Genomic DNA, 25472 nt, shown 5'->3' with positions numbered 1-25472 from the left:
GGAGTGAAGATTATGGATTTAGCCTTTTTAAGCGGTTTGGTAATGACCAATTTGCATTATATCCTGCTGGCCATTACCGTGATTATTTTAATTGCCCTGATTTTCTTTATAAACATCAATATCAAACTTAGCCGCCTTAACCGGCGTTACCAAAAGCTCATGCAAGGCATGGAAGGGGCCAATATTGAACGGCTGTTGTTGGCCCATATTGATGAAGTGCGTGAGACGGTAGAAAAAGTCAATACGCTTGCCGCTCAGTGCCGCCACCTGGATGCCGTTACCAAGACCTGCATCCAGCGGGTTGGTATTGTCCGTTTCAACGCGTTTAATGACACGGGCAGCGACCTAAGTTTTGCCATCGCCCTCCTCGATGCCCAAGATAACGGGGTCGTTCTGTCCAGTATTTTTGGCCGCGATGATTCGCGCGTTTACGCCAAACCGATTGTCAACGGTCAGTCAAGCTATTTCCTGACCAATGAAGAAAAAGAGGCGTTGGACAAGGCCCGGACAGTACGGGTAAAAGAATAAAGGAGGAGAGAATATGTTGAAGGAACTGGTGCGGAAAAACCGCAGCTACCGCCGTTTTTACGAAGATGTTCCCGTGAGCCGCGAGGTGTTACTGGAGCTGGTGGATCACGCCCGGCTGTCGCCGTCAGGGGCGAACCGGCAGGCCATCAAGTATGTGCTGGCGAGCGACAAGGCCCTCAATGAGCGCATTTTTGCAACATTGGGCTGGGCGGCGTATTTACCCGATTGGCCGGGGCCGGCGCCGGGCGAACGGCCGGCGGCTTATATTGTTATGGTGGAGGACAAAACCATTAATTTGGCGGCGGTAGCAGACATTGGCATTGCTGCCCAAACGATCATGCTGGCCGCCGTGGAACGGGGCTTGGGCGGCTGTATGATTGCCAATATTCAGCGCAAAGCCCTGAAAGAAGTGTTGGCGCTGCCCGATCATCTTGAGATCGTCCTTGTCCTCGCGCTTGGTCGACCGAAGGAAGAAGTGGTGATTGACGAGATTGCACCCGGCGGGGATATCAAGTACTGGCGGGACGAACGGCAGGTTCACCATGTACCCAAGCGCAAATTGGCCGAGATTGTTATAGGTTGACATAATACAAACTGCCGTCCAACGATGGACGGCAGTTTGCTATATAGCTTGGTATTTTTGCTATAGCAAACAGCAGCGGTTTTTAATCGCCAAGATAATCTTACCGATTAATCGGCACCACAAATAATGAAAAACTATTTATAACTATTTATAACCGCAAAGATATCCATGCCAATAATTGGCATCACAAAGCATGAAAACATTGAAGTTTAACCCCACAGAAGGACACAGAAAGCGCGTGATATCTATCACGCGCTCTGTGTCCTCTGTGGTTCCCTATATTTTCCAACTTGAAGTCACTGATTTTTCAGGGTAGCGCACGAAGAGTGCGATAGATATCGCACTTTGAATTATCAATTAAATTTAAAATATTCTCTGTGTCCTCTGCGGTTCCAATATTCACCGTATGATTTTATCCGTTTTCATGGTAGGACACAGAGGCGCGATATTCATCGTGTTAAAGTTTAAAAAATATCCTCTCCGCGTCCTCTGCGGTTTCATATATCATCCCTTTTTAAGTTCCGATTTCCAAGGTAGTACACCAAGAACGCGGAAGCTCCGCAAAGTAGTTTTTTGGCGCGACATGCGTCGCGCTCAGTATGCCAATTGCGTCCTTAGCGGCCTTTGCGGTTTTGCCAAAAAGACGCGTCAGCGCTTATGTTTTTTAGCAACATTTTTATGGTAATTTGTGGAAAAAAGAAGGATTTTTATAAGAAAAGTTGAATTATATTCCAGCTTAGTATCTCTGTAAATTTTTAGCGAAAAAGAGGTGATGCCGTTGGCTAGCATACCGAACTGGCCCCGCCAGCCAGACCGGAGAGAGTACACCATTATGATAGTACCCCATCACGGGCAAGCCATAAAAAGCATTCGGATCCCTATCCGCGCGGTAAAAATTGCCGCCGCCATTCTTTGTTTGTTTTTGGTGGCAGTAGTCGGAGGGGTGATTAATTATCGGCATACCGTTAACGCGGCCCAGGCCGAACGGGCCGAACTGGAGCGGCTGCGCCAGGTCAACGGCGCTCAGCTAGCCCAAATTGAACAGCTGGCGAAAGCGACGGCCGCCCTGCAGGAGGACATGAACCGCCTCAATCAACTCGATGCGGAAATCCGCCGTCTGGTTAATACCGAGGAAACAGGACCTTCCCGTTCCGGCGTCAGCCGTCCTACGGCCGGCCATGGCGGTCAGGGTGGTCCAGTGGTGAAACCACAACTTAACGAAATTGCCGCGGTTGTGCACGACCTTCAGCAGGTCGCCAAAGCGCGGGAGCAGAGCCTGGAGACTCTAAGGGACCGTTTGATTGAGCGCAACGCCCGCCTGGCGGCAACGCCGTCGATTTGGCCGGCCAGCGGCGAGGTTACCTCTCGCTTCGGCTGGCGTAGTTCGCCTTGGGGTTGGGGTAGTGACTGGCATCCCGGCATTGACATTGCCGGTGATTATGGCATGCCCATTGTCGCTACGGCCGATGGGGTGGTGACTTACAGCGGCTGGTACGGCGGTTATGGTAAAATGGTGGAGATTGACCACGGCAACGGGATTGTCACCATCTACGGCCACAACAGCCAGAATTTGGTGGAAACAGGTCAACGGGTAAAGAAAGGCGAAATTATCGCCTATATGGGTAGCACGGGCATAAGCACCGGACCGCATGTTCACTATGAAGTTCGTGTCAACGGCACCGCGGTTAATCCTGCCAATTTTTTATAGTATGAATGAGGGGAGTTAAAGGCATGTTTGGCGGCAGTAATAAAAAGGCGGCGATTGAACAGGTCGAAACGATTATTGGCAAGGAAACGTGTATTAAGGGGACGATTACGACCAAAGGCGCGGTCCGTATTGATGGCCAGTTCGAAGGCGAAATACAGTCCCTCAGTGATTTTTTGGTCGGCGAAACTGCCGTTATCCGGGCGCAAATCAAGGCGCGCAACGGAACCATCGCCGGCACGATCAACGGCAATCTTGACATTGCGGAAAAATTGGAGCTGCTATCTACAGCCCGGGTTTACGGCGATATTAAAGTTGGAACACTGATTATCGGTGAAGGCGCCGTGTTCAAGGGCGCTTGCGAAATGCGCCGCGCTGGCGAAGAAGCCGCGGCAACCAAGACCAAGTAAATAGCAAAAGATTGACAGGCATGAAAAAAGCGCCTCTGCAAACACTATAAAAAAATGCAGGAGGTGCTTTTTATGTTGCGGTTGGTTTCGGTCGAAACCGGACTGGACGACATCAAAGCACATTTAAGTACCTGCGGCTATGAAGTGGTGGACATGGCCGACTGTGTGCGTCCTGTCGAAGCCGTGGTTTATACGGGCGAGCCCGGCGCCCAAGCGGCGGCCGGCAAGTTGGCGGAAAACACGGTGATGGTCAACGCCGCCGGTCTTACGGCGGAGCAGGTGGCCAGCGTCCTGGCCGAACGCCTCGGCTAAGTCCCTGCTTCCACCTTTTAACTATTTACCGCTTACTACGCTCCGTTTCCCCGTTTACTTCATACCTCATACTTCATACCTCATACTTTATTAAAAATACGGAGGTGCAAAGGCGTGCAAGGTATCGGTGTAATCGCAGTGGAAAAAAGTCTCTCCAACCTGGTCGATATTTTGGAAAGTGAAGGCTATGAAGTAGTAGACCTGGACGAGGCCAGTCTCCATGGCGTCGATGCCATTATTGTCAGTGGCGCCGATATCAACCTTATGAACATCCAGGACACGGTAACCGAGGTGCCGGTCATCAATGCCGCCGGCAAGACGCCCGAGGAAATCGTGGCTGAACTCGAGCGCCTGTAATTAGTGCGTGAGAGCTTCGCTATCTAGCGGAGCTCTCAATCTTATGTGTGCGCCTGTGCATAATTAATTGGTTACCTGTTGGATAACTTTGGCGCAATTAACTTTTTCTTCCGCCCAGGCCGAAGGCCAAGCCGTGGGCGATAATATCGGCCATCTTGATTACCAAATTGAGGCGGGTGCTCTGCAAGACCAGGTGTTCCATGAAGCCGCCCACGTTGACGATGCCGGTTATATAAGCGTCGCCGACGGGCGGCAGTTCTTTGTTGACGGCGGCACCAGGCTTCACGGGTCCGCGGCCGAGCGAGACGCAGCCAACACTTTCCAGCCGGCCCAGGCAGGCGTCGACGGCGATGACAAAGGGGTTGGCAAAATTGACTTCGATAAACTTAATCATCGCCGGAAGGTTGGTGGCATGGACCGGATCATCAAGCGTCCCGTAAATATACGGATGGTGGTGCAGCGTCTTCAGTTTGCTGCCGGTCAGCGGGCCGAGCGCATCGCCGGTCGAGCGGTCGGTGCCGATGCACAATATGACAACTTCGCGGCCGGCGGCCTCGGCTTCCTGGACATAGCTGCTAACCGTAGCCGCAACATCATGCAGGGCGCTGGGCAGGTAAATATTGAATTTTAATTCGGAGGGCTGCTTGGGAAGGTTGAACAGGTTATTCAGCATAAATACTCCCTGACAACTTTTATTTTACTATGATTATGCGACAAAATTGGCCGTCTTATTCGTGGTGGGCGGCAGAATAAGGAAAAACAGGATAATTTGGAGAGGGGCGGCAAAGTATAGTACAATGGAAAAGGAAAAGACAGACTAGGGAGGAACATATGCAGGAAAAACTTAAACTTATTCCGGCAATTGATCGGTTGCTGGCCGAAATGTATAAAGATCCAGCTGTGGCTGAATGGCCGCGCGACCTCGTCGTCACCGCCTTACGGGAGGCGGCGGCCCAGGCGCGACAGCGCCTGCGCGCCGGCGAGGACTGCGATATTAGCGTAGCGGCCTTAATCGCTGCCGCCTGGGCGCGGCTTAAGCAGACGGGCGGCCGGAGCCTACGCAAAGTAGTCAATGCCACCGGCGTGGTGCTGCACACCAATCTGGGCCGGGCGCCCCTCAGCGCACGGGCGGCATCCGCGGTCCGGGATGTCATGGAAGGGTACTGTACGCTCGAGTACGACCTGGCCACCGGCCAGCGGGGGACCCGTTACGCCCATGTTGTCGACCGGCTTTGCGCATTGACGGGCGCCGAGGACGCCCTCGTGGTCAACAACAACGCCGCGGCAGTACTGCTCGTCCTGTCGGCCCTGGCCAGCGGACGGGAAGTTATCGTCAGCCGGGGCCAGCTGGTAGAAATCGGCGGTTCGTTTCGCATTCCCGAAGTGATGCAGCAGGGCGGGGCCATCCTGGTCGAGGTCGGCACCACCAACAAAACCCACTTGGCCGATTTTGCCAACGCGATAACCGCGAATACGGCGGCTATCTTGAAAGTCCATACCAGCAATTACCGCATTGTCGGCTTTACCGCCCAGCCGGATACGGCTAAGCTCGTCAAGCTCGCGCATTCCCGCGGCATCCCGGTTATCGAGGACCTGGGCAGCGGGACCCTTGTTCCGCTTGCCGCCGGCGGCTGGAATGAGCCCACGGTGCGCGAATCCATCGCGGCCGGTGTGGATATTGTTACCTTCAGCGGCGACAAACTGCTCGGGGCCGGCCAGGCCGGCATTATCGCCGGCCGGCGCCGGTATATCGAAATCATGAAAAAACACCCGCTGCTGCGGGCGCTCCGCATGGACAAACTATCGCTGGCCGCCCTTGAAGGTACGCTGATTGACTATACCGTCGGCGATCCGCTCCGCGACGTGCCGGTGCAGCGCATGCTGCGCTTATCCCGGGACGAGCTGGCGGAAAAAGCGGCCGCCCTGAAAGAGCGGCTGACGCCGCTTCATGCCTATGGCTGGGACATTGACCTGGTGGAAATTTCCGCCCAGGCCGGCGGGGGATCGCTGCCAGCCGTCGACCTTGCCGGGTGGGGCGTAGCCGTCCGGCCGCAAGGGCTCAGTACCGCCGCCCTGGAGCGGTACCTGCGGCAGTGGCGGGTGCCCATTGTCGCCCGCATTCAGGACGACCAAGTCGTTTTTGACGTCCGGTGTCTGACCGACGAAGACGCTGGCCTGATTTGTCAGGCCTGTCTGGAAGTGGCGAAAGGAGCGGGACAATGAAATATATCATTATCGGCACCGCCGGGCACGTTGACCACGGCAAGACGGCGCTCATCAAAGCGTTGACCGGCACGGACACCGACCGGCTCAAGGAAGAAAAACTGCGCGGCATCTCTATTGATTTGGGTTTTGCCTCCCTGCCGCTGGCTGACGATATTGTCGCCGGCGTTGTCGACGTACCGGGCCATGAACGGTTTTTAAAAAATATGTTGGCCGGAACGGGCGGCATCGATATGGCCATGCTGGTGGTGGCCGCCGACGAAGGTGTCATGCCCCAGACGCGCGAACACCTGGCCATGCTCCACCTGTACGGCATCAGCCAGGGCGTGGTAGTGCTGAATAAGATTGACAAAGTCGATGCCGAATGGCTTGACCTAGTGGCCGAGGACGTGCAAAACTTGCTCACCGGCACCTTCTTGGCCGGCGCGCCGCTGTGCCGGGTTTCGGCGGTTACGGGCGAGGGCTTGGCCGAGTTGCGGGCCGTATTAAGACAGGTTGCCGAGCGGCTGCCCGGCCGGGACAATGACGCGCCGTTTCGGCTGTGGATTGACCGCGCCTTTACCGTGAAAGGTTATGGCGTCGTCGTCACCGGTTCGGTGCTGAGCGGGACGGCGAAAACCGGCGACAGCCTTACCTTATATCCGGCGGGAATAATGGTGCGTGTGCGGGGGCTCGAATGGCACGGACAAAAGGTGGAACAAATCCATGCCGGCCAGCGGGCCGCCATCAATCTCGCCGGCGTCGACCTTGGTGCGGTGGGGCGGGGGATGTGTCTCAGCTCACCTCGCCATGGCCAGGTCAGTGACGTCTGGGACGTAAAAGTTACCTGGCACAGTGAGGTGGAAAACGGCGCCCGTATCCGGCTGCATCTTGGCACCGGTGAGTCGATCGGCCGCATCTACTTTTTCCGGGACGCACCGAAAGACTATGCCCGGCTGGTTTTGGAAAGTCCCGTGGGAGCGGGGGCCGGCGACCGGGGCATTCTGCGTCTTTATTCACCGCAGCACCTGTTGGGCGGCGTGATCGTAGTCGCTCCCAGCCTGAGCAAGCGCCAGCTCGGCCAGGCGCGCCTGGCCCGGGCCGAAGCGCTGGGCGGCGATGTGGCGAAGCTGGTGTATGCTGTGCTGGCCGATAGCGGGTTGCCCCTGGAAGCCGGGGAATTGGCGCGGCAAGCCGGGTATTTGTCGGAAAAAACGCTTGATAGAGCGCTGGCGGCGCTGGTGGCCGGTGGCCGGATTGTCCAGCAGGGCGCCTACTATCTCACCGCCGAGCAGTTCGCGACGCTGCGGGAAAAATGCCATAGTCTCCTGGCGAGCTATCATGCGGCGCAGCCCGACCGGCCCGGGATGGCGCGGGAAGTGCTGCGCCAGCAGCTTGGCCTTGACGAAAAAGCCTTTAATCACCTGGTGGAGCATTGGCAGGCAGCTGGTTTTATTGTAGCCGGGGGCGCCGAGGTGGCCCTGCCCCACCATGCCGCGCGTCACCGGGACTGGAAACAAGACCTGGCGGCCAAAGTTGACCAGGCGCTGAGCGCCTGCGGGCCGATATCCATTGATACGGCCATGTTGGCCGCGAAGCTGAATTTGCCGCCGGCTAAAGCGGAAGCAGCCATGGAACTACTGCAGCGCGAAGGGCTGTTGGTGCGCATCGGCGGCGACCTTGTCCTTTACTATAAAGTGGTGCAGCAGGCGCTCGATGCTCTCAGGCGCCATTTTGCCAGCCAGCCGACGATCACCGTCGCACAGCTGCGCGACCTTTTGCAGACCTCCAGAAAAGTGGCGCTACCGCTCATGGAGTATTTCGACTTGCAGAAATATACCATTCGTGATGGCGATGTCCGCCGTCCGGGGGCAAAGTTGCATAAATAATCAGACGATGTATACATATGCAACATATTGACAAGGAAAAATGCTGTTTTTATAATAAAAATACACAGACAGGTATCCTATAAAAATACAAAAGTATATTGGGAGAGTGCCTAGGGTTCCGCGCCAAACGGCGGACTGGACCGAGCGGCACAGGTGCAGCGTGGCGCCAGCACTACACCGTGGGTATAAAAGACCCTGGCGGAAGGTCCCGGATAACCGGTATCTTTTGCCAGGGTCTTTTCCTTGCTATATCAGAAAGTATAAGTTTTTAACCGTGAAGAACGCAGAGTACGCGAAGATAATCATACCAATAATTTGGCACCACAAGCGATGAAAAGTAAGCTTTTGAACTAATCTCTCGCGCGACAATTGTCGCGCGCGTAGCCCTTTGTGTTCTTTGCGTCCTTTGCGGTTTTTACGCTTTCCAGGGTAGAGCAAGTTACGCAAATGGTAGACGGCGCGGGCGTTCTTCGCGCCCTTCGCTTTCACTAAAGGGCGCGGTTGCGCTTTTTAGCCTGTCTGTTATATTTTGCCATGTAATGAGGTGGTGGGAGAATGCTGGGACGAGACGAACGGATACCCTCAGGGTGTGCAATTGCCGGCTTTATTAACGAGGATGGCCGGCGGGAAAACGGCGAGCGCATCCGCAAATTTATCGCCAACATGCGGGAACGCTCCAACGGCCTGGGCGGCGGGTTTGCCGCTTACGGCATCTACCCGGAGTACAAAGACTATTATGCCCTGCACATGATGTATAGTTCCCGCAAGGCGCGGACAGAAACGGAAACCTTTCTGGCAGAAAAAGTCGTGGTGGTTAAGGATGAACCCATCCCCACGCGCAAAATTCCCGAAATCGGCGATTCGCCGCTGTTGTGGCGGTATTTTGTAGAAATTCCGCCGCTGCGCCGCCGGGAAATTATTCATGAAGAGTGTTATATCACTGACATCGTGATGACGATAAACTCAACTATCGACGGCGCCTTTGTCGCCTCAAGCGGCAAGAACATGGGCGCTTTCAAGGCTGTCGGTTATCCCGAAGACGTGGCCCGCTTTTACTGTCTGGAAGAATATGAAGGCTATATGTGGACTGCCCACGGGCGGTTTCCCACCAATACGCCGGGTTGGTGGGGCGGCGCCCATCCGTTTAGCCTGCTGGACTGGTCGGTCGTGCATAATGGCGAAATATCCTCCTACGGCATCAACTACCGCTATCTGGAGGAACATGGTTATAGATGCAGTCTCATGACCGATACCGAAGTAGTGGTTTATGCGTTTGATTTATTAGTGCGCAAACACGGCCTGCCGGTGACGCTGGCGGCCAAAGTGCTGGCGGCACCGTTCTGGAAGGACATTGACAAAATAGGCGATGACGACGAACGAGAGCTCCTGCGGACGCTGCGCATCGTCTATGGCAGTCTGCTGCTCAATGGGCCTTTTTCCGTCCTGGTGGCCCGCAGCGGCGAATTGATCGCCCTTACCGACCGCATCAAGCTAAGGCCCATGGTGGCGGCGCGGCAGGGGGCGACGTTATTGGTGGCTACCGAGGAAGCGGCTATCCGCGAAGTATGCTCAAGCCCTGACCGCATCTGGATCCCGGAAGCGGGCACGCCAATCATCGGCCGTTTGAAAGGAGGCGCTACTCATGCATAAACTGCCGGCAGAGTTCAAAGTGCATATTGATGAAACTTGTGTGCGCTGCGGCCGCTGCGCGCGCGAGTGCAGCTTCGGCGCCCTTAAATTCGAGGGCCGCGTCATAGCAGACCACAAAAACTGCGTGGCCTGCCATCGCTGCGTGACCACTTGTCCGGCGGAAGCCATCACTATCACCAAGAATCCCTGCGCTTACAAGGAAAATGCCTTATGGCAGCCATACCACCTGCATAATATTTACAAACAGGCCAATACGGGCGGAAAACTACTGACTTCCACCGGCTGCGACAAACCTTATCCCGTGTACTGGGACCATATTCTTCTCGACGCTTGCCAGGTAACCAATCCGTCCATCGACCCGTTGCGCGAACCGATGGAGCTCAGGACGTATTTGGGCGGACGGCCCGATCGGGTAAGGCTGGCGACCGACGGGGGAAAAGTGCGGCTGGTCGAGCCGCTGCCGCCGCAAATCCGCCTGGAAACGCCCATAACTTTTGGCGCCATGTCCTATGGGGCGATCAGCCTCAATGCCCATAAGGCCCTCGCTGCTGCCGCCAAACAGAGCGGCACGCTGATGAACTGCGGCGAAGGCGGCCTGCACCGCGACCTTTACGCCTATGGCGAGCATATCATCACCCAGTGCGCTTCCGGCCGTTTCGGGCTTCATGCCGACTATCTCAATGCCGGGGCGGTTATTGAAATCAAAATCGGCCAAGGCGCCAAGCCAGGCATCGGCGGCCATCTGCCGGGAGAAAAGGTAAGCGCCGCGATCAGCGAGACCCGCATGATTCCAGAACAGTCCGACGCCCTGTCGCCGGCGCCGCACCATGACATTTATTCCATTGAAGACTTGCGGCAGCTAATCTTTGCCATCAAGGAAGCTACCCATTACCGAAAACCGGTGGCGGTCAAAGTTTCGGCCGTCCACAACATTGCCGCCATTGCGTCCGGTATTGTCCGCGCCGGCGCCGACATCATTTCCATCGACGGGTTCCGCGGCGGCACCGGGGCGGCCCCGACCATGATCCGTGACAATGTCGGCATCCCGATCGAGATTGCGCTAGCCGTTGTTGACGAACGCCTACGGCGCGAGGGCATCAGAAATCGGGCTTCGATCATCGTGGCCGGCGGCATCCGTAACAGTGCCGATGTGGTTAAGGCCATCGCCCTTGGCGCCGACGCCGTGGCGATCGGCACGGCAGCCTTGGTCGCCCTTGGTTGTCATGTGTGCCAGCGCTGTCATACGGGCAAGTGCGCCTGGGGCATCGCTACTCAGCGCGACGACCTGGTCAGCCGCTTGGATCCAGAGATTGGCGCCAAGATGCTGACCAACCTGCTTAGAGCCTGGAGCTTGGAAATTAAGGAAATGCTCGGCGCTCTTGGGGTCAACGCCCTGGAATCGCTGCGCGGCAGCCGGGAACGCCTGCGCGGCGTGGGCCTTGATGCCCAGACGCTCGACATTCTTGGTATAAAACCGGTGGGGAGGTAATAGCTATGAACATAAGGGTGGTGGATGCGCATAAGTTGGGTTATCGGGAACTGAATAACGAGATTCGCGCCGCGGTGGCAGCCGGCGCCACTACGATAAAGGTGGAGGGCGCCTGTGGCCAGCGCTACATCGGCACCGGCGTGAACGCACCGGTAAATATCGAGATTTACGGCACGCCGGGCTCGGATTTGGCCGCTTTTGGCAACGGGCCGCGCATCACCGTCTACGGCAACGGCCAGGAAGCGGTGGGTAATACACTCAATGCCGGGGAAATCGTAATCCACGGTCATGTCAATGATGTCCTGGGTGTTTCGATGCGGGGCGGGCGCATTTTCATTCGCGATTATGTCGGTTACCGCGCCGGCATTCACATGAAAGCCTACCGGGAGATGAAGCCGGTCATCGTCATTGGCGGCGCCGCCCAACATTTTCTCGGCGAATATATGGCCGGCGGCGTCATCCTTGTTCTGGGCCTGGGGGCAAAGGATCGCCCGCCGGTCGGCGATTATGTCGGGACAGGTATGCACGGCGGGGTTATTTATATCCGGGGCCGCGTTGATAGCGACTGCCTGGGTAAGGAAGTGAGCGTTCTGCCGCTGACCGATGCCGACTGGGATACCATCCGGAATTTGGTAGAGGACTATTGCCGCTATTTTGGCGGCGATACACAGGCCATACTGGATGCGCCGTTCGTGAAGCTTGCGCCGGTGACCCACCGCCCGTACGGGCTGTTGTACGTGCCCTAAATTTAAATTGACGGCGGGTGTATAACGTCCCGCCCCGGCGAACATAATAAAATTTTACACTATTACACTTGACATGCCGCAAAGAGTCCTCGTATAATTATTCACGGGGAACAAATATCTGCGAGGAGTGTACCTTAGGGTTCCGCGCCGGTAGCGGCGGGCAGGTCCGAGCGGTACAAGTGCCGGCGCCGAAGACCAGGCATACACCGTGGGTAGAAAAGACCCTAGCGGAAAATCCTCCTGGAGCAGGAGTTTTTCTGCCGGGGTTTTTCCTTTATGAATATGAGCAGTTGTAAGCAGCGTAGCACCGGCCAAGGCGCAAAAGGAGGCGGTGGCAGACCTGACCTGGGCGAACGCAAAATTGCGGACTAATGTTAATAATTTTAATGACTTACGACGAGGAGGATTGCAAACGTGAAGAAGAAATGGCTGTCCTTTACGGGGCTGGCGGTGGCGCTGACGATGGTTGCCGGTCTTGTCGCCGGCTGCGGCGGCTCGTCCACGACCAGCAGTGATGCAAAAGAAATAAAGGTTGGCGGTAACCTTGAACTCACCGGTGGGGTCGCTACTTTTGGCAACTCCGTGGCCAACGGTGTAAAACTGGCGTTTAAGGAAGTAAATGCCGCCGGCGGCGTGCTTGGTAAACAACTGGTTTTCATCGCGGCCGACAATAAGTCGGAACCGTCCGAGTCGACCAATGCCATTACCAAACTGATCACCAAAGATAAAGTGGTCGCGGTTATCGGCGCGGTCGCCAGCACTAACACCCTGGCAGCGGTCCAGGTCGCTCAGGATAACAAGATCCCGCTGATTACACCAACTTCCACCAACCCGCGCGTGACGGTGGAAAACGGTAAGGTGCGCGAATGGGTCTTCCGGTCCTGCTTCATTGATCCCTTCCAAGGCTCGGTCATGGCCAACTTTGCTAGCAAGTCGCTTAATGCCAAGACAGCCGCGATTTATACCGATAACAGTTCGGACTATTCCAAAGGTTTGACGGAAGTGTTTGAGCAGACCTTTACCAAAAACGGCGGCAAAATAGTGGCCAAAGAAGCCTTCCTGCAAAAAGACCAGGACTTTAAAGCAGCCCTAACCAAGATTAAAGCCGCTAACCCGGATGTTATCTTTATCCCGGCGTACTATGAAGAAGTGGGCAAAATCGTGAAACAGGCCCGTGAACTGGGCATTACCGTACCGCTTCTGGGCGCGGACGGCTGGGATTCGCCTAAACTTGTCGAAATCGCCGGCGCCGCTGCCCTCAACAACGTCTACTTCAGCAACCATTACTCGCCGGAAGACAAAGACCCGCGCGTCGTGAAGTTCGTTGAAGCGTACAAGAAAGAATACGGCCAAGTGCCGGACGCCTTGGCGGCGCTCGGTTATGACGCCGCCATGCTCCTCGTCGACGCCATTAAGCGGGCCGGCAGCGCTGAACCCGCTAAAATAAAAGACGCGTTGGCGCAGACCAAAAACTTGCAGCTGGTATCCGGCGTGATTTCGCTTGACGCCAACCATAATCCGGTTAAGAGCGCGGCCATTATTGAACTGAAAGACGGGAAACAAATCTTCAAGGAAAAAATCAATCCTTAAGGGTGAGAAAATAACATAATCAAGCAGGAAAAAGCCTAAAACTGACGAATAAAGAAGCTCATACGGAAAATTTAACAAAACAACAAGAACATTAAATGCCAATTCAAACGAAAGACCACATAACCAATGGGGGTTAGGGGGGAGCCTAATCCCTATTCTTATGAAAAATTGTCATTTGCGGATGTTACAATTGGCGGGGTGTACCTTGGATACGTTTAACTACCGGATTTATGAGGAGGGGAGCACATGGAATTCAGCTCATTTTCCCAGCAACTTGGCCAGCAGCTTATTAACGGTATCTCCCTCGGCAGCATTTATGCCTTAATTGCTTTGGGCTACACCATGGTGTATGGTATCATCCGCCTGATTAACTTTGCTCATGGCGATATTTATATGCTGGGCGCTTATGCCGGTTTTTTTGCTACGACCGTATTTAAATGGCCGTTTATCCCGTCATTGGTTTTTGCCATGGCTGTTGCTGCCGCGGCCGGTATCATCATCGAGCGGGCTGCTTACCGTCCGCTGCGCCATGCACCGAAAATCGCCGTACTTATTACGGCCATCGGTATATCGCTACTGTTAGAGTACGGCGGCATCTTACTGGTGACGCCGCAGCCACGCACCTTCCCGGCCGTTTTCCCGGCCGAGCTGTATCATTTTGGTGGGCTGGTGGTCAATAACCAGCAGATCGTTATCCTTACCGTTTCGTTAATTCTAATGGTCGTACTGACCTATGTCGTTAACCGCACCAAAGTGGGCAAGGCCATGCGGGCGGTATCTTACGATACCGATGCGGCGCGCCTGATGGGTATCGACGTGGATCGCATCATTTCGGTGACCTTTGCCATTGGTTCTAGTTTGGCTGCCGCCGCCGGCGTGCTGGTAGGGGTGTATTATAACTCGATCGACCCGCTGATGGGTATCATGCCTGGTCTTAAAGCTTTCGTGGCCGCCGTGCTGGGCGGTATCGGCATTATTCCCGGGGCAATGTTAGGCGGAATTATTATGGGCATCATCGAAGCGTTGGTTAGTGGCTTCATTTCCTCCACTTTCCGCGATGCCGCAGCCTTTGCCATTCTGATCATTATTCTGCTCTTTAAACCGTCCGGCCTTTTAGGCAAAAATGTGCGCGAGAAAGTGTAGGTGAGAGAGATGACCATACTAGGTATGAACGCAAAAAGAAAGACCGATCTTGTCAGCCTCGCGGCGTGCCTAGGCCTTTATGCGGCCGTGCAGGCCATGATCGAGTTTGACATCATCGGTTCTTTCTGGTTGCTCAATATTATTCTTATCTGCATCAACATTATTCTCGCCGTCAGTCTCAACCTCATCAACGGCTTTACCGGCCAGTTCTCGATCGGACACGCCGGCTTTATGGCCGTTGGCGCCTACCTGAGCGCCGTGCTTACCGTCAAGTTCCAGGTTCCGTTTATTCTCGCCATTCTGGCCGGTGCCGTGGCCGCCGGGGTGCTCGGATTTGTCATCGGCCTGCCGACCCTCAGGCTGAGCGGCGACTATCTGGCAATTGCCACCCTGGGTCTGGGGGAAATCATCCGCATCACCATTTTGAACATTCCCTATGTGGGCGGCGCCTCGGGCTTCATGGGCATCCCCCGTTATACCAGTTTTACCTGGGTGTTTTGGGCCATGGTATTCACTGTTTTTGTGATCAAAAATTTAATCAATTCCAGCCACGGCCGGGCGTGCATTTCCATTCGCGAAAACGAAATTGCTGCCGAAGCCATGGGGGTTGACACCACGCGGTACAAGGTGCTGGCGTTTACGATCGGCGCGGCTTTTGCCGGCATTGCCGGCGCCCTCTTTTCCCACTACTTTTATATCGCCCATCCGGCATCGTTTACCTTCATGAAATCCTTTGATATCTTGACCATGGTGGTTCTCGGCGGTCTCGGCAGCCTTACCGGCTCCATTACCGCCGCCATATTGCTTACCTTTGTCTCGGCCGCGCTGGCCGGCTATCCCGAGTGGCGGATGGTTATTTACTCGCTGCTCCTCATCGCCCTGATGCTTTATCGGCCGCAGGGGCTGTTCGGCAACAAGGAACTCAGTCTTAAGGTATTTGGCAAACTGCGGGGAGGTGGCGTCCGTGGCACTGCTCAAGACAACTAAACTGACCAAAGTATTTGGCGGCCTGCGCGCCGTCTCCAACGTCAACCTCGAAATCCATCCCGGTGAGCTGGTTGGACTTATCGGCCCTAATGGCGCCGGCAAAACGACGGTGTTTAACCTGCTCACCGGCGTTTACGAGCCGACCGAGGGGGAAATCGAATTTGACGGCAAAAGCGTGGTGGGCCTGCGCCCCTTCCAGATAACCCAACGCGGTATTGCCCGCACCTTTCAGAATATCCGCCTGTTTGCCGACCTTACGGTGCTGGACAACGTAAAAATCGCCTATCACTTCCATGTGCGCTACGGCCTGGTCGAGTCCATCCTGCGCCTGGGGCGCTACTGGCAGGAAGAAGCGGAAATCGAGGCCAAGGCGCTTCGGTTTCTCGAAATTTTTCAACTGGCTGATAAAAAAGATGAAATTGCCAAAAATCTCTCCTACGGCGAGCAGCGCCGTCTCGAGATTGCCCGGGCGCTGGCCGCCCAACCAAAACTGCTGCTCTTAGACGAGCCGGCGGCCGGCATGAACCCCCAGGAAACTCAGCAGCTTATGGAAATGATCCGCTGGATTCGCCGCCAGTTTAACTTGACCATTCTGCTGATTGAACACGACATGAGCTTGGTCATGGGGGTGTGCGAGCGCATCTATGTGCTCGATTACGGCAGCGTTATCGCTCATGGCACACCCCAGGAAATAAAGACCAACCCGCGAGTCATCGAGGCTTACCTCGGCGAGGAGGTGCACTGATGCTCAAGCTCGATAATATCAGCGTATACTATGGCGCCATCCATGCCTTAAAAGGTATAAGCGTCGAAGTTAAAGAAGGCGAAATCGTCACTCTTATCGGTGCCAACGGCGCGGGCAAAAGCACTACCCTGCGGACCATTTCGGGCCTGCTTAAGCCTAGGGCGGGGCAAATCCTGTTTGAAGGCAAGAATATTGCCGGCCTGCCGGCCCAGGACATCGTCAAAATGGGTATTTCTCAAGTGCCGGAAGGCCGCCGCATTTTTGCCAATATGACGGTGCTGGAAAACCTGGAACTGGGCGCTTATACTCGCAAAGACAGCGCCGGCATTGCCGCCGACCTGGAGAAGGTGTTTGCCCGTTTTCCTCGCCTGGCCGAGCGGCGCAGCCAGATTGCCGGTACCCTGTCCGGCGGCGAGCAGCAGATGCTGGCCATTGGTCGTGCCCTGATGAGCCGGCCGCGCCTCTTATTGTTAGACGAGCCGTCCATGGGTTTGGCGCCTCTGTTGGTTAAGGAAATATTCGCGATTATTAAGGAAATAAATGCAAGTGGCACTACCATTCTGCTTGTCGAGCAGAACGCCCATATGGCCCTGTCCATTGCCCACCAGGCCTATGTCCTGGAAACCGGCCGCATTACCTTGGCCGGCAAGGCCGCCGATTTGGCGCAAAGCGAGGCGGTGCGCAAGGCCTATCTGGGCGGCTAGCAGGGCCGAATTGGCAAGCATATTTCGATAGATGAAAGGAGCGTGCAGTGTATGTTTGTGGCCAAACGGATGACTCCCAATCCCGTTACCATCAGCCCTACGGCGACGGTGGCCGATGCCTCCGAACTGATGCGGACCCATAAGTTTCGCCGTTTGCCGGTGGTGGATAAGGGGCGGCTGGTAGGTATTGTCACCGACCGCGACCTGCGGGAAGTCTCTCCCTCGCCGGCGACAACGCTCTCTATCTTTGAACTCAATTACCTGCTCGCCAAGATGCAGGTCAAAGAGGTAATGCGCACCAATGTTATTACCATTCGGGACGATGCCACGATTGAAGAAGCAGCCCTGCTAATGTATAACAACAAAATCGGCGGCCTGGTGGTGGTAAACGCGGCCGGCGCGGTGGTGGGCATTATCACCGAAACCGATATTTTTAAGACCTTTGTTGATGTTATGGGGCTACCGGAAGGAAAAACTCGCCTGACCATCAACGCAACCGACACGGTCGGGGTGATCCATGACATTACCGAAGTGTTCAAAGAACTGGGCATTAACATTGGCAGCCTGGCCTGTTATAAAAATGGCGACGACAAGGCCGAGATCGTCATCCGTGCCGATGTGCGCGATGTGACCGAACTTGCCGCTCGCCTGGAGAAGCTGGGCTTTAAAGTAGCCCATGTGGCAAAAATTGGCTGAGAACTTCTAGCGCTTCGGTCTTTACACATTTCCTCCGCCGTGTTAATATAATACAACAGGAACAGGCGGCTGCCGCGAGGCAGTGCAGCCGGGCGTTTGCAGCAGAAAGGCTCTGCGGGACCTGCACCTTAAGGGGGGCAGGTCTTTTTATTTTAACCGCAAAGATAATCATGCCCATAAATTGACACCATAAAGTAGGAAAACCGTTATTCAACCGCGGAGAACGCAGAGAGCGCGATATCCATCGCGCTAAAAAATAATTTTTCTCCGTGTCCTCTGCGGTTAAATACTAACTTAATCCTTTGTGGTTGATAGGTTGATAATAGACGGGTCTTTTGTGGAGGGAATGACGTGGGAAATGCGGAAGCGCTTAAACAGCGCACGGCGCGGCTGTCGGTAATTTCTAATACGCTCTTAGTGCTCCTGAAACTAGTCGTAGGTTTCTATAGCGGCGCGGTCAGCATTATTTCTGAGGCCGCCCACTCGGGGGTTGACCTCTTAGCCGCCCTTATTGCCTATTACGCCGTCCGCAAGTCGAGCCAGCCGCCTGATGCGCAGCATGCCTACGGGCATGGCAAATTCGAAAACTTGTCGGCGGCGGCCGAGGCCTTTCTCATTGTGTTGGCCGCAATCTGGATTATGTATGAGGCGGTGGAAAAGCTCACCGCCGGCCACGCGCCGGCCTATCTGGAATACGGCATCGCCATCATGCTGGTTTCGATTGGCGTCAACTATGTCGTGGCGACGCGGCTGATGAAGGTGGCGCAGGCGACTGGCTCCCAGGCACTGGAGGCTGATGCCATCCACCTTAAGGCCGATATCTGGACGTCGGCCGGGGTGCTCGGCGGCCTGGCGGTTATAAAAGTGACCGGTTTTAATTGGCTAGACCCGGCAATTGCCTTGGTTGTCGCCGTGATTGTCCTCAAAGCAGGCTACACCATGACGAAAAAGAGTTTGAACGAGCTGACCGATGTCAGTTTGCCGCCGGAGGAAGAAGAACTCATTGGCAATATTTTGGCCAGCCATCCCGGCGTCATTGCCTTTCACCGCCTGCGTACCCGCCGGTCGGGCTGTATGCGCCATATTGACGTCCACCTGGTGTTGCACAAAGACATGCATCTGGAGCAGGCCCATGCCGTGTGCGACGAAATTGAAGCGGCCATTAGAAATGTCTTTGGCTCGTGCGATGTCGTCATTCATCTCGAGCCGTACGGCTATCATGAAGAGTATGGCGCCTGACTGCGGCGGGCCTGGTCATAAGCCAAATTGCGTTTATACAGCAAAAACCCCCTGGGGAGATTAGCGGTGGTCTACCCAGGGGGTTTTGCCGTGGTTATTTTGCCAGCTTCAAATGCTCAATTTCGGCTTCATGCCGAATAGAACGGGCGGTCAACTAATTGCTGTTTTAGCAGCTCTTCCATATTTCACCCGCTTCTTATGTATTTAGCCGTTTTAGTCCTTATATTTATAATAGCACATTGCTGAGCGTTTGTCCGGTTAATTGGCTAAGTTAGGACTAACCCTCTTAGGCGGTACAGGACGATGATGTCCAAAATCTCTTGGTAATCGGACGGGAGGGCATAGCGGTCAAAACTGTTAATGACCGCGGTTTGGATTAAAAGCGGGTTAGCCGGGAAGATAAGACCGGCGGCGGGCGAGCCAAGCGCCGCCAGGTTTTGGATCAAAAAAACTTCCACGATATCGTGAATGTCGGCTGGAAGGGCCATCGGTTTTCTCCTTTTCGCAGCAGCTTTTATGAAGCGGCGTTACCGCTTTTTCGGCTTGTCGCCAGAATGCAAGTTGAGCAAATGGCGGGGGCGCAGGCGGCTTTTCGTCGGCTCGGGATCAGGCACGGTGTTAGCTGCCGGCTGCGTTTGGTGGGGAGCGGCTTTCGCAGCCGGCGCCGGCTCACGCGGCGAGAGCTGCTGTTCTTTGATGGTGCCGCCGGCAATCTCTTCAGTAAATACTACCTCGGCAATATCGCTGTTTGGCGGCGCTGCCGCCGGCGGCTTTGATGCCGATGGCTTCGGCGTGGGGGTGGGATAAACAACCGGATTATAAGGCAGGCAAGGTCCGTCCTGGCAATATTGCTGTAACACCCGGCGCACCGCTTCCAAAATGACGACCTGTTCTGCCGTGCAGTGGGGCGTAGCGGTGGCGGAATCGCGTGTGGCGAGCAGGCGGAAAAGGTCGACCGGCGCGCACGAGACGGTAAGGAACTGAGCGCTAAAGGCAATTTTACAGCATAAGAGTTCAATCAGAATGTCAATCAGGGTGCCGGTATTGTCATAGCGCCGGACGGCCCGTTCGAAAACATCGGGGCAGACGCCGCTCGTGCGGCGGATTTCCTCGGCGGCGCCGACCAGCAGCCGGTAGGAGCTAACAAGCGAATTAAAATTGGGAACAATAGCATTGACGTCCGCTAAAATTAAATCAATAATCGACGATGGGGGGGTTTGGCTGGCGCTGCTCATCTTCTTCGCCTCGCTTGCCGTATAATGCTGTATCATTATATGCGTAACTTGCCGGTTTGGCGAAACGTAGCAAAAAGGATTTTACCGGGCGAAGTATAAATAAAATATATAAGAAAGCATAGTTATATTTATATATCTACCCTGGAAAGTGGCAATCGGAAAGTAGAAAGTGGAAAGTAGAAAGTAGAAAGTGGAAAGTGGAAAATTGGTAAAATTGGTTTTCATTTCACGCGAAAGGATGATTGCTTATGGCAAAAGCCGACCGCATAATGCTCACCCATTATACCAAAAGCGGCGGCTGAGCGGCCAAAATCGGGCCGGGAGCCCTGGCGCAGGTTCTGCGTCAACTGTCGCCGCCGGATGACCCGCGGCTACTTGTCGGCGTCGATACGGCTGATGACGCCGGTGTCTATAAATTAAGCGACGATATTGCCCTTATTCAAACCATTGACTTTTTCACCCCCATTGTCGACGATCCGTATACCTTCGGCCAAATTGCCGCCGCCAACGCCCTGAGCGATGTGTATGCCATGGGCGGCCGACCGCTGACGGCGATGAACATTGTCGCGTTTCCGACGTGTTCCTTGCCGCCGGAAGTGTTGCTTTCCATCCTCCAGGGCGGTCAGGACAAGGTGCGTGAGGCCGGGGCCGTTATTGTCGGCGGGCATACCGTCGATGATGCCGAGCCCAAATACGGTCTCAGCGTTACCGGCATTGCCCGTCCTGACCGGATTTTGACCAATGCCGGCGCGAAAGCGGGAGATCTTTTAATCCTGACCAAACCGCTGGGGACGGGGGTGCTCGCCACGGCGGCCAAGGCCGATATGTTTGCCGAAGGGGTACGGGCGGCGACGGAAAGCATGGCCGCCCTCAACCGCTACGCCGCGGAGGCGGCGACAAGGTACTCGGTAAACGCCTGCACCGACATCACCGGTTTTGGCTTGCTCGGCCACCTCTATGAGCTGGCCAGCGCCAGCCGGGTGCAGGTCACGGTCCACAGCGCCGCCCTGCCGCTTTTGCCTGAGGCGGCGGCCGCGGCGGCGATGGGGTTTGTGCCGGCCGGGGCCTATGCCAACCGTGATTATCTTAAAACCGTGACGTTTGCTGATGCAGTGCCGGAAAACATACGCGATCTCTGTTTTGACCCGCAGACATCAGGCGGGCTGCTCTTCAGCCTGCCGGCGGCGCCCGCCCAGGAGCTGCTGGCCGCGCTCCACGAACGCGGCCTGGCCCATGCGGCCATCATCGGCGAAGTAACCAAGGAAGGAAGTGGCGAAATCTATGTCGATTAGTGTTGATGCGCGGGGGCTGGCTTGTCCCCAGCCGGTAATTGCCACCAAAAAGGCGCTTGACAGTATCGAGCAGGGGATAGTTACCACCATTGTGGATAACGCCGTCGCCAAAGAAAACGTGATTAAGTTCGCCACGGCGAACGGCTACGGTGTCCGGGTAGAAGAAAAAGACGGCCATTATTATCTTGCGATTACCAAAGGGCAGGGGACTCAGGCTGCCGGACCGGCCTCGTCCCCGTCCCCGGCGGCTGCCGCGGCAGGCGGCCCGGTGTATCTTTTGACCAACGCCGCACTTGGCCATGGCAGCAGCGAGCTGGGCGATGTGCTGATGAAGTCTTTTCTGTTTACCCTTACGGAGAAAGAGCCGCTGCCGCGGGCGGTGCTGCTGATTAACAGCGCCGTCCGGCTCGCCGTCGAAGGTTCGCCGGTGCTGGACCACCTGCGGACGTTGGCGGCGAAAGGTGTAACCGTGCGGGCTTGCGGCACCTGTCTCGACTATTTCGGCCTGAAGGAAAAACTGGCTGTCGGCGAAGTCACCAATATGTATACAATAGTGGACGAAATCACGTCCCACCGGGCAATTACCTTGTAGGCGGTGAATAACTACGTTTAGCGAATATGACCGGTTAATCACCTTTGATTCCGTACACCATGCCCTCCGGGCCGAAAAAGTTCTCACCGCGGCCGGCATCGCGGCCGCGGCGGCACCGACGCCGCGGGAAGTATCGCTAAGCTGCGGCCAGTGCTTGCTGTTTGCCGCCGCCGACGAAGCGGCCGTGTTGGCGACGCTGGCCGCCGCCAAGGTGCGGTGGTCGCGGCTATTCAGTCGCGACGCCGGCCGGAGGGTGTATGAGCTGCTGCACGAATACAAGTCGTCGGTAGCAGGAGGTAGCCTGTGAGCGATTTTTTATCATCGGCCTTTTGGCTGCAAATGGGCGGCAAAGTCATGCGGATTGCAGCCATCATTTTTACCGTCAGCCTAACTGTGCGCTTTGCCCGCGTTGTTATCGACCGGTTCTTTTTGGCCCAGGCGGGGCTCAAGTCGTTTAACGTGGATGAAAAGCGGGCGCGCACGCTGAGCGGCCTGGTTCAGAGCATTGCCCGCTACAGCCTTTACTTTATCGCCATCGTTCTGGTGCTGCAGGAATTCAGTATTGACACCACCTCGCTGATTGCCGGCGCCGGTATCGTGGGCTTGGCCCTCGGCGTGGGCGCCCAAAGCCTGATACGGGACTTTATGACCGGGTTTTTTATCATTCTCGAAGACCAGTACGCTATTGGTGATTATATCGAAATTGGTAACATCGCCGGCACGGTGGAGGAGATGGGCTTCCGGGTAACGAAACTGCGGGACGGCAACGGCGTGCTGCACATTATTCCCAACGGCCAAGTTTCCCGGGTAAGCAATCACACGCGAGGGACGATGCAAGCCGCCGTTAATGTGCCGGTGTCATATGAGGCCGACCTCGCCCAGGTGATGGCGCTGCTCAATCAGGCCTGCACCGAGGTTGCCGCCAAGCTGCCGGAGGTAATTGAGGGGCCCAAAGTGGTAGGGGTGGTTGACCTGCGCACCTATGACCTTGTTATTCGCCTGGTGGCCAAAACGGTACCGCTCGAACAAGTGAAAGTGGAAGCGGCGCTCAGGCAGCGCATCAAGGAGCTCTTTGACGCCGCCCAGGTGCCGCCGCCGGCGGCGCCTGCCATCCGTGACCTGGCAGAGCAGGGGGGAAAATGATGATTGTCCGTTATCAGGTCGGCGATATTGTGAAAATGAAAAAAGCGCATCCGTGCGGCTCAGACCGCTGGGAAGTCCTGCGGACCGGCATCGACTTTCGCATCAAGTGCCTGGGCTGCGGCCGGCAGGTCATGCTGCCCCGGCCCAAATTTGAAAAAGCCGTAAAAGCGATTATCCAGCCGGCGGCAGGCGGAGAAAGTTCATGCCCGACATCGTCGTAATCGCTACCCATGGCGAGTGGGCCAGTCTTACCCGCCAGCTGGCCGCCGGCGACAGTGCCGTAAGCGTTGTCCAGGCCCGGTTAGCCGCCGGGGTGGCCGCCGCCCGGCAGGCCGTGGCCGAAGGGGCGAGGGTGCTGATTAGCCGCGGCGTAACCTGCGGTATGATTGCCGCTGCCCTGCCCCAGGTACCGCTGGTGGAGGTAAAGTTTACCGGTTTCGATCTTTTGCGGGCATTGCTCGAAGCGCAGGCGGCCGGCGGGCCGGTGGCTATCGTCGACCGGCAGGAAGTGCTGGCCGGGCTGGCGGCAATTGAAGAAATTCTTGGCGTGCCCGATAAAGCCCGGAAGATTGCCATTGACGACTACCGGCAGTACCGGGCCGGGGTCGATCAGGCGGTTCGGGCGGGAGCGGCCTGTATTATCGGTAACCAGGCAGTGGTCGACGAAGCCGAAGCCTATGGCCTGCGCGGCATCCTGCTGCGGTCCGGGCCGGAGGGCATCCGCCACGCCCTGGAGCTGTCCCGGCAGATGCTCACTATCCAGCGAATGGAAGAGGCCAACGCCCGCCGGATTGAGACGATTATTAATTCGGTCGATTATGGCATTATCGCCGTCGACAACGCCGGGGCGGTGACGGCGCTTAACCGGGAAGCCCGCCGCCTGCTCGCGCTGGCGCACGGCGCTCCGGATAACCACCCTTTGCTGGTCAAGTTGCGCCGCCATGGCCAGCTGGGCGAGCGGCTTACCGGGTCGGTCGAGCGTCTGGAGGACGGGCGCGAATTGGTAATTAATTACTTGCCGATCACCATCGGCGGCGAAACGGCCGGAGCGGTGGCCACGCTGCAGGAACTGCGCCAGTTCCAGGACATCGAACGGCGGACGCGGCAGGAGCTGGCCCGGCGGGGCCGCCTGGCGCGCCATACCTTTTTGGAACTGGAGGAAACTGCCGCGCCGGCAATGCGGGCGGTTATCGACGAGGCCCGCCGCTTTGCGGCCGTCGATGCCACGATCCTTATTCAGGGGGAAACCGGCGTCGGCAAGGAATATTTCGCCCATGCCATTCATGCGGCCAGCCCGCGCCGGTACGGCCCGTTCGTGGCCGTCAACTGCGCGGCCATCCCGGCGACGGTGCTGGAAAGCGAGCTCTTCGGCTATGCCGAGGGAGCCTTCACCGGCGCGAAAAAAGGCGGCAAAGTCGGGCTTTTCGAACAAGCCCACGGCGGTACGATTTTTCTGGACGAAATCGGTGAAATGGCGGAAGAACTGCAGGCCAGGCTGCTGCGGGTGCTGCAGGAGCATGAAATATACCGTATCGGCGACGACCGCGTTATTCCTGTCGATATCCGGGTCATCGCCGCTACCAACCGTGATCTCCGGGCGATGGTCGCGGCCGGCCGCTTCCGCGAAGATTTATATTACCGCCTCGACGTGCTGGCCCTGGAAGTGCCGCCACTCAGAGCCCGCAAGCAGGACATCCCGCTCTTTGTCCGCAAATTCATCGACGAATTTAACCATAAATACCGCCGTGCTGTCCAGGGGATTGACGACGAGGGGCTGGCGCTCTTGGCTGCCTATGACTGGCCGGGCAATGTTCGCGAGTTGCATAATGTCGTTGACCGGTTGATGGCGCTGGCGGCCGGTCCGGTAATTACCGCGACTGAGGTGCGGCAATGTCTCGAGCGTCGCCTGCGTTCTTCCGACCGGCCGGCTGCGCCGGGGATGAAGGCGGCCGAGGCGGCCGCCATCCGGGACGCCCTGGCCCGTGCCAACGGCAATAAACAACAGGCCGCCCGCTTGCTCGGCATTGGCCGGTCGACCTTATGGCGCAAACTGCGCGAACTGGGAATAGCGGACGACATTTCAAAATGAACAGCATCGTTTCAAAATGAAACGATGCTGTTTTCGTGTTGTCCACTCGGACTACGGCTGTTCTCACCGGAGTTGCCCGCCCATGCTGCCTACTAAGAGGAAAGTTGGGTGGTTTGAAAAGTTGGTATGAAATTTGCATAGGAAGG

At 56.2% G+C, this 25472-nt stretch carries 27 protein-coding genes and 1 riboswitch; of the genes, 24 read left to right on the top strand and 3 right to left on the bottom strand.

The window, feature by feature from the left end; translation table 11 throughout:
* Positions 1-12: 12 nt before the first annotated feature.
* The 6 genes from TCARDRAFT_RS10855 to TCARDRAFT_RS10830 all read left to right on the top strand — a co-directional run bounded on the left by TCARDRAFT_RS10855 (position 13) and on the right by TCARDRAFT_RS10830 (position 3895).
* On the top strand, positions 13-528 hold the full coding sequence (locus TCARDRAFT_RS10855) for a DUF4446 family protein (protein WP_007290031.1): 516 nt from the start codon (positions 13-15) through the stop codon (positions 526-528).
* Positions 529-541: 13 nt separating this feature from the next.
* Complete coding sequence (locus tag TCARDRAFT_RS10850) at positions 542-1111, top strand: nitroreductase family protein (protein WP_007290030.1); 570 nt, start codon at positions 542-544, stop codon at positions 1109-1111.
* A 778-nt stretch (positions 1112-1889) separates the two neighbouring features.
* Positions 1890-2819, top strand: coding sequence for a M23 family metallopeptidase (locus TCARDRAFT_RS10845; protein WP_007290029.1), 930 nt, complete (start codon positions 1890-1892; stop codon positions 2817-2819).
* A gap of 23 nt (positions 2820-2842) precedes the next feature.
* On the top strand, positions 2843-3226 hold the full coding sequence (locus TCARDRAFT_RS10840; RefSeq protein ID WP_007290028.1) for a bactofilin family protein: 384 nt from the start codon (positions 2843-2845) through the stop codon (positions 3224-3226).
* A gap of 72 nt (positions 3227-3298) precedes the next feature.
* Positions 3299-3538 (top strand): YkuS family protein, encoded by a 240-nt coding sequence (locus TCARDRAFT_RS10835; protein WP_007290027.1) that lies wholly within the window; start codon positions 3299-3301, stop codon positions 3536-3538.
* Between the two features lie 114 nt (positions 3539-3652).
* A complete protein-coding gene (locus TCARDRAFT_RS10830) occupies positions 3653-3895 on the top strand; it encodes a YkuS family protein (RefSeq protein ID WP_007290026.1) in 243 nt (80 codons plus the stop codon).
* 97 nt (positions 3896-3992) lie between these two features.
* Here TCARDRAFT_RS10830 and yyaC read toward each other — a convergent pair whose 3' ends face one another.
* The gene (gene yyaC, locus TCARDRAFT_RS10825) at positions 3993-4568 is read right to left on the bottom strand and encodes a spore protease YyaC (protein WP_007290025.1); all 576 of its coding nucleotides are present in this window, start codon (positions 4566-4568) and stop codon (positions 3993-3995) included.
* Between the two features lie 158 nt (positions 4569-4726).
* Between yyaC and selA the strand changes: the two genes are divergently transcribed.
* The 12 genes from selA (at position 4727) to TCARDRAFT_RS10765 (ending at position 18975) form a co-directional block, all read left to right on the top strand.
* The gene (gene selA / locus TCARDRAFT_RS10820) at positions 4727-6118 is read left to right on the top strand and encodes an L-seryl-tRNA(Sec) selenium transferase (protein WP_007290024.1); all 1392 of its coding nucleotides are present in this window, start codon (positions 4727-4729) and stop codon (positions 6116-6118) included.
* Positions 6115-7986, top strand: a complete 1872-nt coding sequence (gene selB / locus TCARDRAFT_RS10815; RefSeq protein ID WP_007290023.1) for a selenocysteine-specific translation elongation factor — start codon at positions 6115-6117, stop codon at positions 7984-7986. The genes selA and selB overlap by 4 nt, the downstream gene beginning before the upstream one ends.
* A 555-nt stretch (positions 7987-8541) precedes the next feature.
* Positions 8542-9636 (top strand): class II glutamine amidotransferase, encoded by a 1095-nt coding sequence (locus TCARDRAFT_RS10810; RefSeq protein WP_007290022.1) that lies wholly within the window; start codon positions 8542-8544, stop codon positions 9634-9636.
* Complete coding sequence (locus TCARDRAFT_RS10805) at positions 9629-11125, top strand: glutamate synthase-related protein (RefSeq protein ID WP_007290021.1); 1497 nt, start codon at positions 9629-9631, stop codon at positions 11123-11125. Before TCARDRAFT_RS10810 ends, TCARDRAFT_RS10805 begins: the two co-directional genes overlap by 8 nt.
* Before the next feature lie 5 nt (positions 11126-11130).
* Positions 11131-11871: a GltB/FmdC/FwdC-like GXGXG domain-containing protein gene (locus tag TCARDRAFT_RS10800; protein WP_007290020.1), complete on the top strand. Its 741-nt coding sequence runs from the start codon at positions 11131-11133 to the stop codon at positions 11869-11871.
* A 414-nt stretch (positions 11872-12285) separates the two neighbouring features.
* Entirely contained in the window at positions 12286-13461 is a 1176-nt protein-coding gene (locus tag TCARDRAFT_RS10795; protein ID WP_007290019.1) for an ABC transporter substrate-binding protein, read from the top strand.
* Between the two features lie 246 nt (positions 13462-13707).
* Entirely contained in the window at positions 13708-14604 is an 897-nt protein-coding gene (locus tag TCARDRAFT_RS10790; RefSeq protein WP_007290018.1) for a branched-chain amino acid ABC transporter permease, read from the top strand.
* 24 nt (positions 14605-14628) lie between these two features.
* Positions 14629-15591, top strand: coding sequence for a branched-chain amino acid ABC transporter permease (locus tag TCARDRAFT_RS10785; protein WP_040683349.1), 963 nt, complete (start codon positions 14629-14631; stop codon positions 15589-15591).
* Positions 15569-16336, top strand: coding sequence for an ABC transporter ATP-binding protein (locus tag TCARDRAFT_RS10780; protein ID WP_007290016.1), 768 nt, complete (start codon positions 15569-15571; stop codon positions 16334-16336). The genes TCARDRAFT_RS10785 and TCARDRAFT_RS10780 overlap by 23 nt, the downstream gene beginning before the upstream one ends.
* A complete protein-coding gene (locus TCARDRAFT_RS10775) occupies positions 16336-17040 on the top strand; it encodes an ABC transporter ATP-binding protein (protein ID WP_007290015.1) in 705 nt (234 codons plus the stop codon). The genes TCARDRAFT_RS10780 and TCARDRAFT_RS10775 overlap by 1 nt, the downstream gene beginning before the upstream one ends.
* Before the next feature lie 51 nt (positions 17041-17091).
* Positions 17092-17736 carry a CBS domain-containing protein gene (locus tag TCARDRAFT_RS10770; protein ID WP_007290014.1) on the top strand — a complete coding sequence of 215 codons (645 nt, stop codon included), beginning with the start codon at positions 17092-17094 and terminating at the stop codon, positions 17734-17736.
* A 47-nt stretch (positions 17737-17783) separates the two neighbouring features.
* A riboswitch (NiCo riboswitch) is annotated at positions 17784-17861 on the top strand.
* A 226-nt stretch (positions 17862-18087) separates the two neighbouring features.
* Positions 18088-18975 (top strand): cation diffusion facilitator family transporter, encoded by an 888-nt coding sequence (locus TCARDRAFT_RS10765; protein WP_007290013.1) that lies wholly within the window; start codon positions 18088-18090, stop codon positions 18973-18975.
* A gap of 266 nt (positions 18976-19241) precedes the next feature.
* Here the strand turns inward: TCARDRAFT_RS10765 and TCARDRAFT_RS10760 are convergent, their stop codons facing one another.
* Both TCARDRAFT_RS10760 and TCARDRAFT_RS10755 read right to left on the bottom strand, forming a co-directional pair.
* Positions 19242-19463 carry a hypothetical protein gene (locus tag TCARDRAFT_RS10760; protein WP_040683344.1) on the bottom strand — a complete coding sequence of 74 codons (222 nt, stop codon included), beginning with the start codon at positions 19461-19463 and terminating at the stop codon, positions 19242-19244.
* A 39-nt stretch (positions 19464-19502) separates the two neighbouring features.
* Positions 19503-20210, bottom strand: coding sequence for a hypothetical protein (locus TCARDRAFT_RS10755; protein ID WP_007290012.1), 708 nt, complete (start codon positions 20208-20210; stop codon positions 19503-19505).
* Positions 20211-20458: 248 nt separating this feature from the next.
* On the opposite strand from TCARDRAFT_RS10755, the gene selD reads away from it, so the two are divergent.
* The 6 genes from selD to TCARDRAFT_RS10730 are packed head-to-tail and all read left to right on the top strand — an operon-like array spanning position 20459 to position 25326.
* Positions 20459-21502, top strand: a complete 1044-nt coding sequence (gene selD / locus TCARDRAFT_RS10750; protein WP_083795424.1) for a selenide, water dikinase SelD — start codon at positions 20459-20461, stop codon at positions 21500-21502.
* A complete protein-coding gene (gene yedF / locus TCARDRAFT_RS10745) occupies positions 21492-22094 on the top strand; it encodes a sulfurtransferase-like selenium metabolism protein YedF (protein ID WP_040683342.1) in 603 nt (200 codons plus the stop codon). Before selD ends, yedF begins: the two co-directional genes overlap by 11 nt.
* A gap of 7 nt (positions 22095-22101) precedes the next feature.
* Positions 22102-22401 (top strand): DUF3343 domain-containing protein, encoded by a 300-nt coding sequence (locus TCARDRAFT_RS15345; protein WP_083795423.1) that lies wholly within the window; start codon positions 22102-22104, stop codon positions 22399-22401.
* A complete protein-coding gene (locus tag TCARDRAFT_RS10740; protein ID WP_007290009.1) occupies positions 22398-23237 on the top strand; it encodes a mechanosensitive ion channel family protein in 840 nt (279 codons plus the stop codon). Before TCARDRAFT_RS15345 ends, TCARDRAFT_RS10740 begins: the two co-directional genes overlap by 4 nt.
* Positions 23237-23458 carry a DUF951 domain-containing protein gene (locus TCARDRAFT_RS10735; protein WP_156784689.1) on the top strand — a complete coding sequence of 74 codons (222 nt, stop codon included), beginning with the start codon at positions 23237-23239 and terminating at the stop codon, positions 23456-23458. Before TCARDRAFT_RS10740 ends, TCARDRAFT_RS10735 begins: the two co-directional genes overlap by 1 nt.
* The gene (locus TCARDRAFT_RS10730; RefSeq protein WP_007290008.1) at positions 23440-25326 is read left to right on the top strand and encodes a sigma 54-interacting transcriptional regulator; all 1887 of its coding nucleotides are present in this window, start codon (positions 23440-23442) and stop codon (positions 25324-25326) included. The genes TCARDRAFT_RS10735 and TCARDRAFT_RS10730 overlap by 19 nt, the downstream gene beginning before the upstream one ends.
* The last annotated feature ends 146 nt before the right edge of the window (positions 25327-25472 follow it).

The sequence above is a fragment of the Thermosinus carboxydivorans Nor1 genome (assembly GCF_000169155.1).
Taxonomy (GTDB): Bacteria; Bacillota; Negativicutes; order Sporomusales; family Thermosinaceae; genus Thermosinus; species Thermosinus carboxydivorans.
Note: the sequence above shows the minus strand (reverse complement) of the source record. Positions and strands in the feature narration are given on the sequence as shown.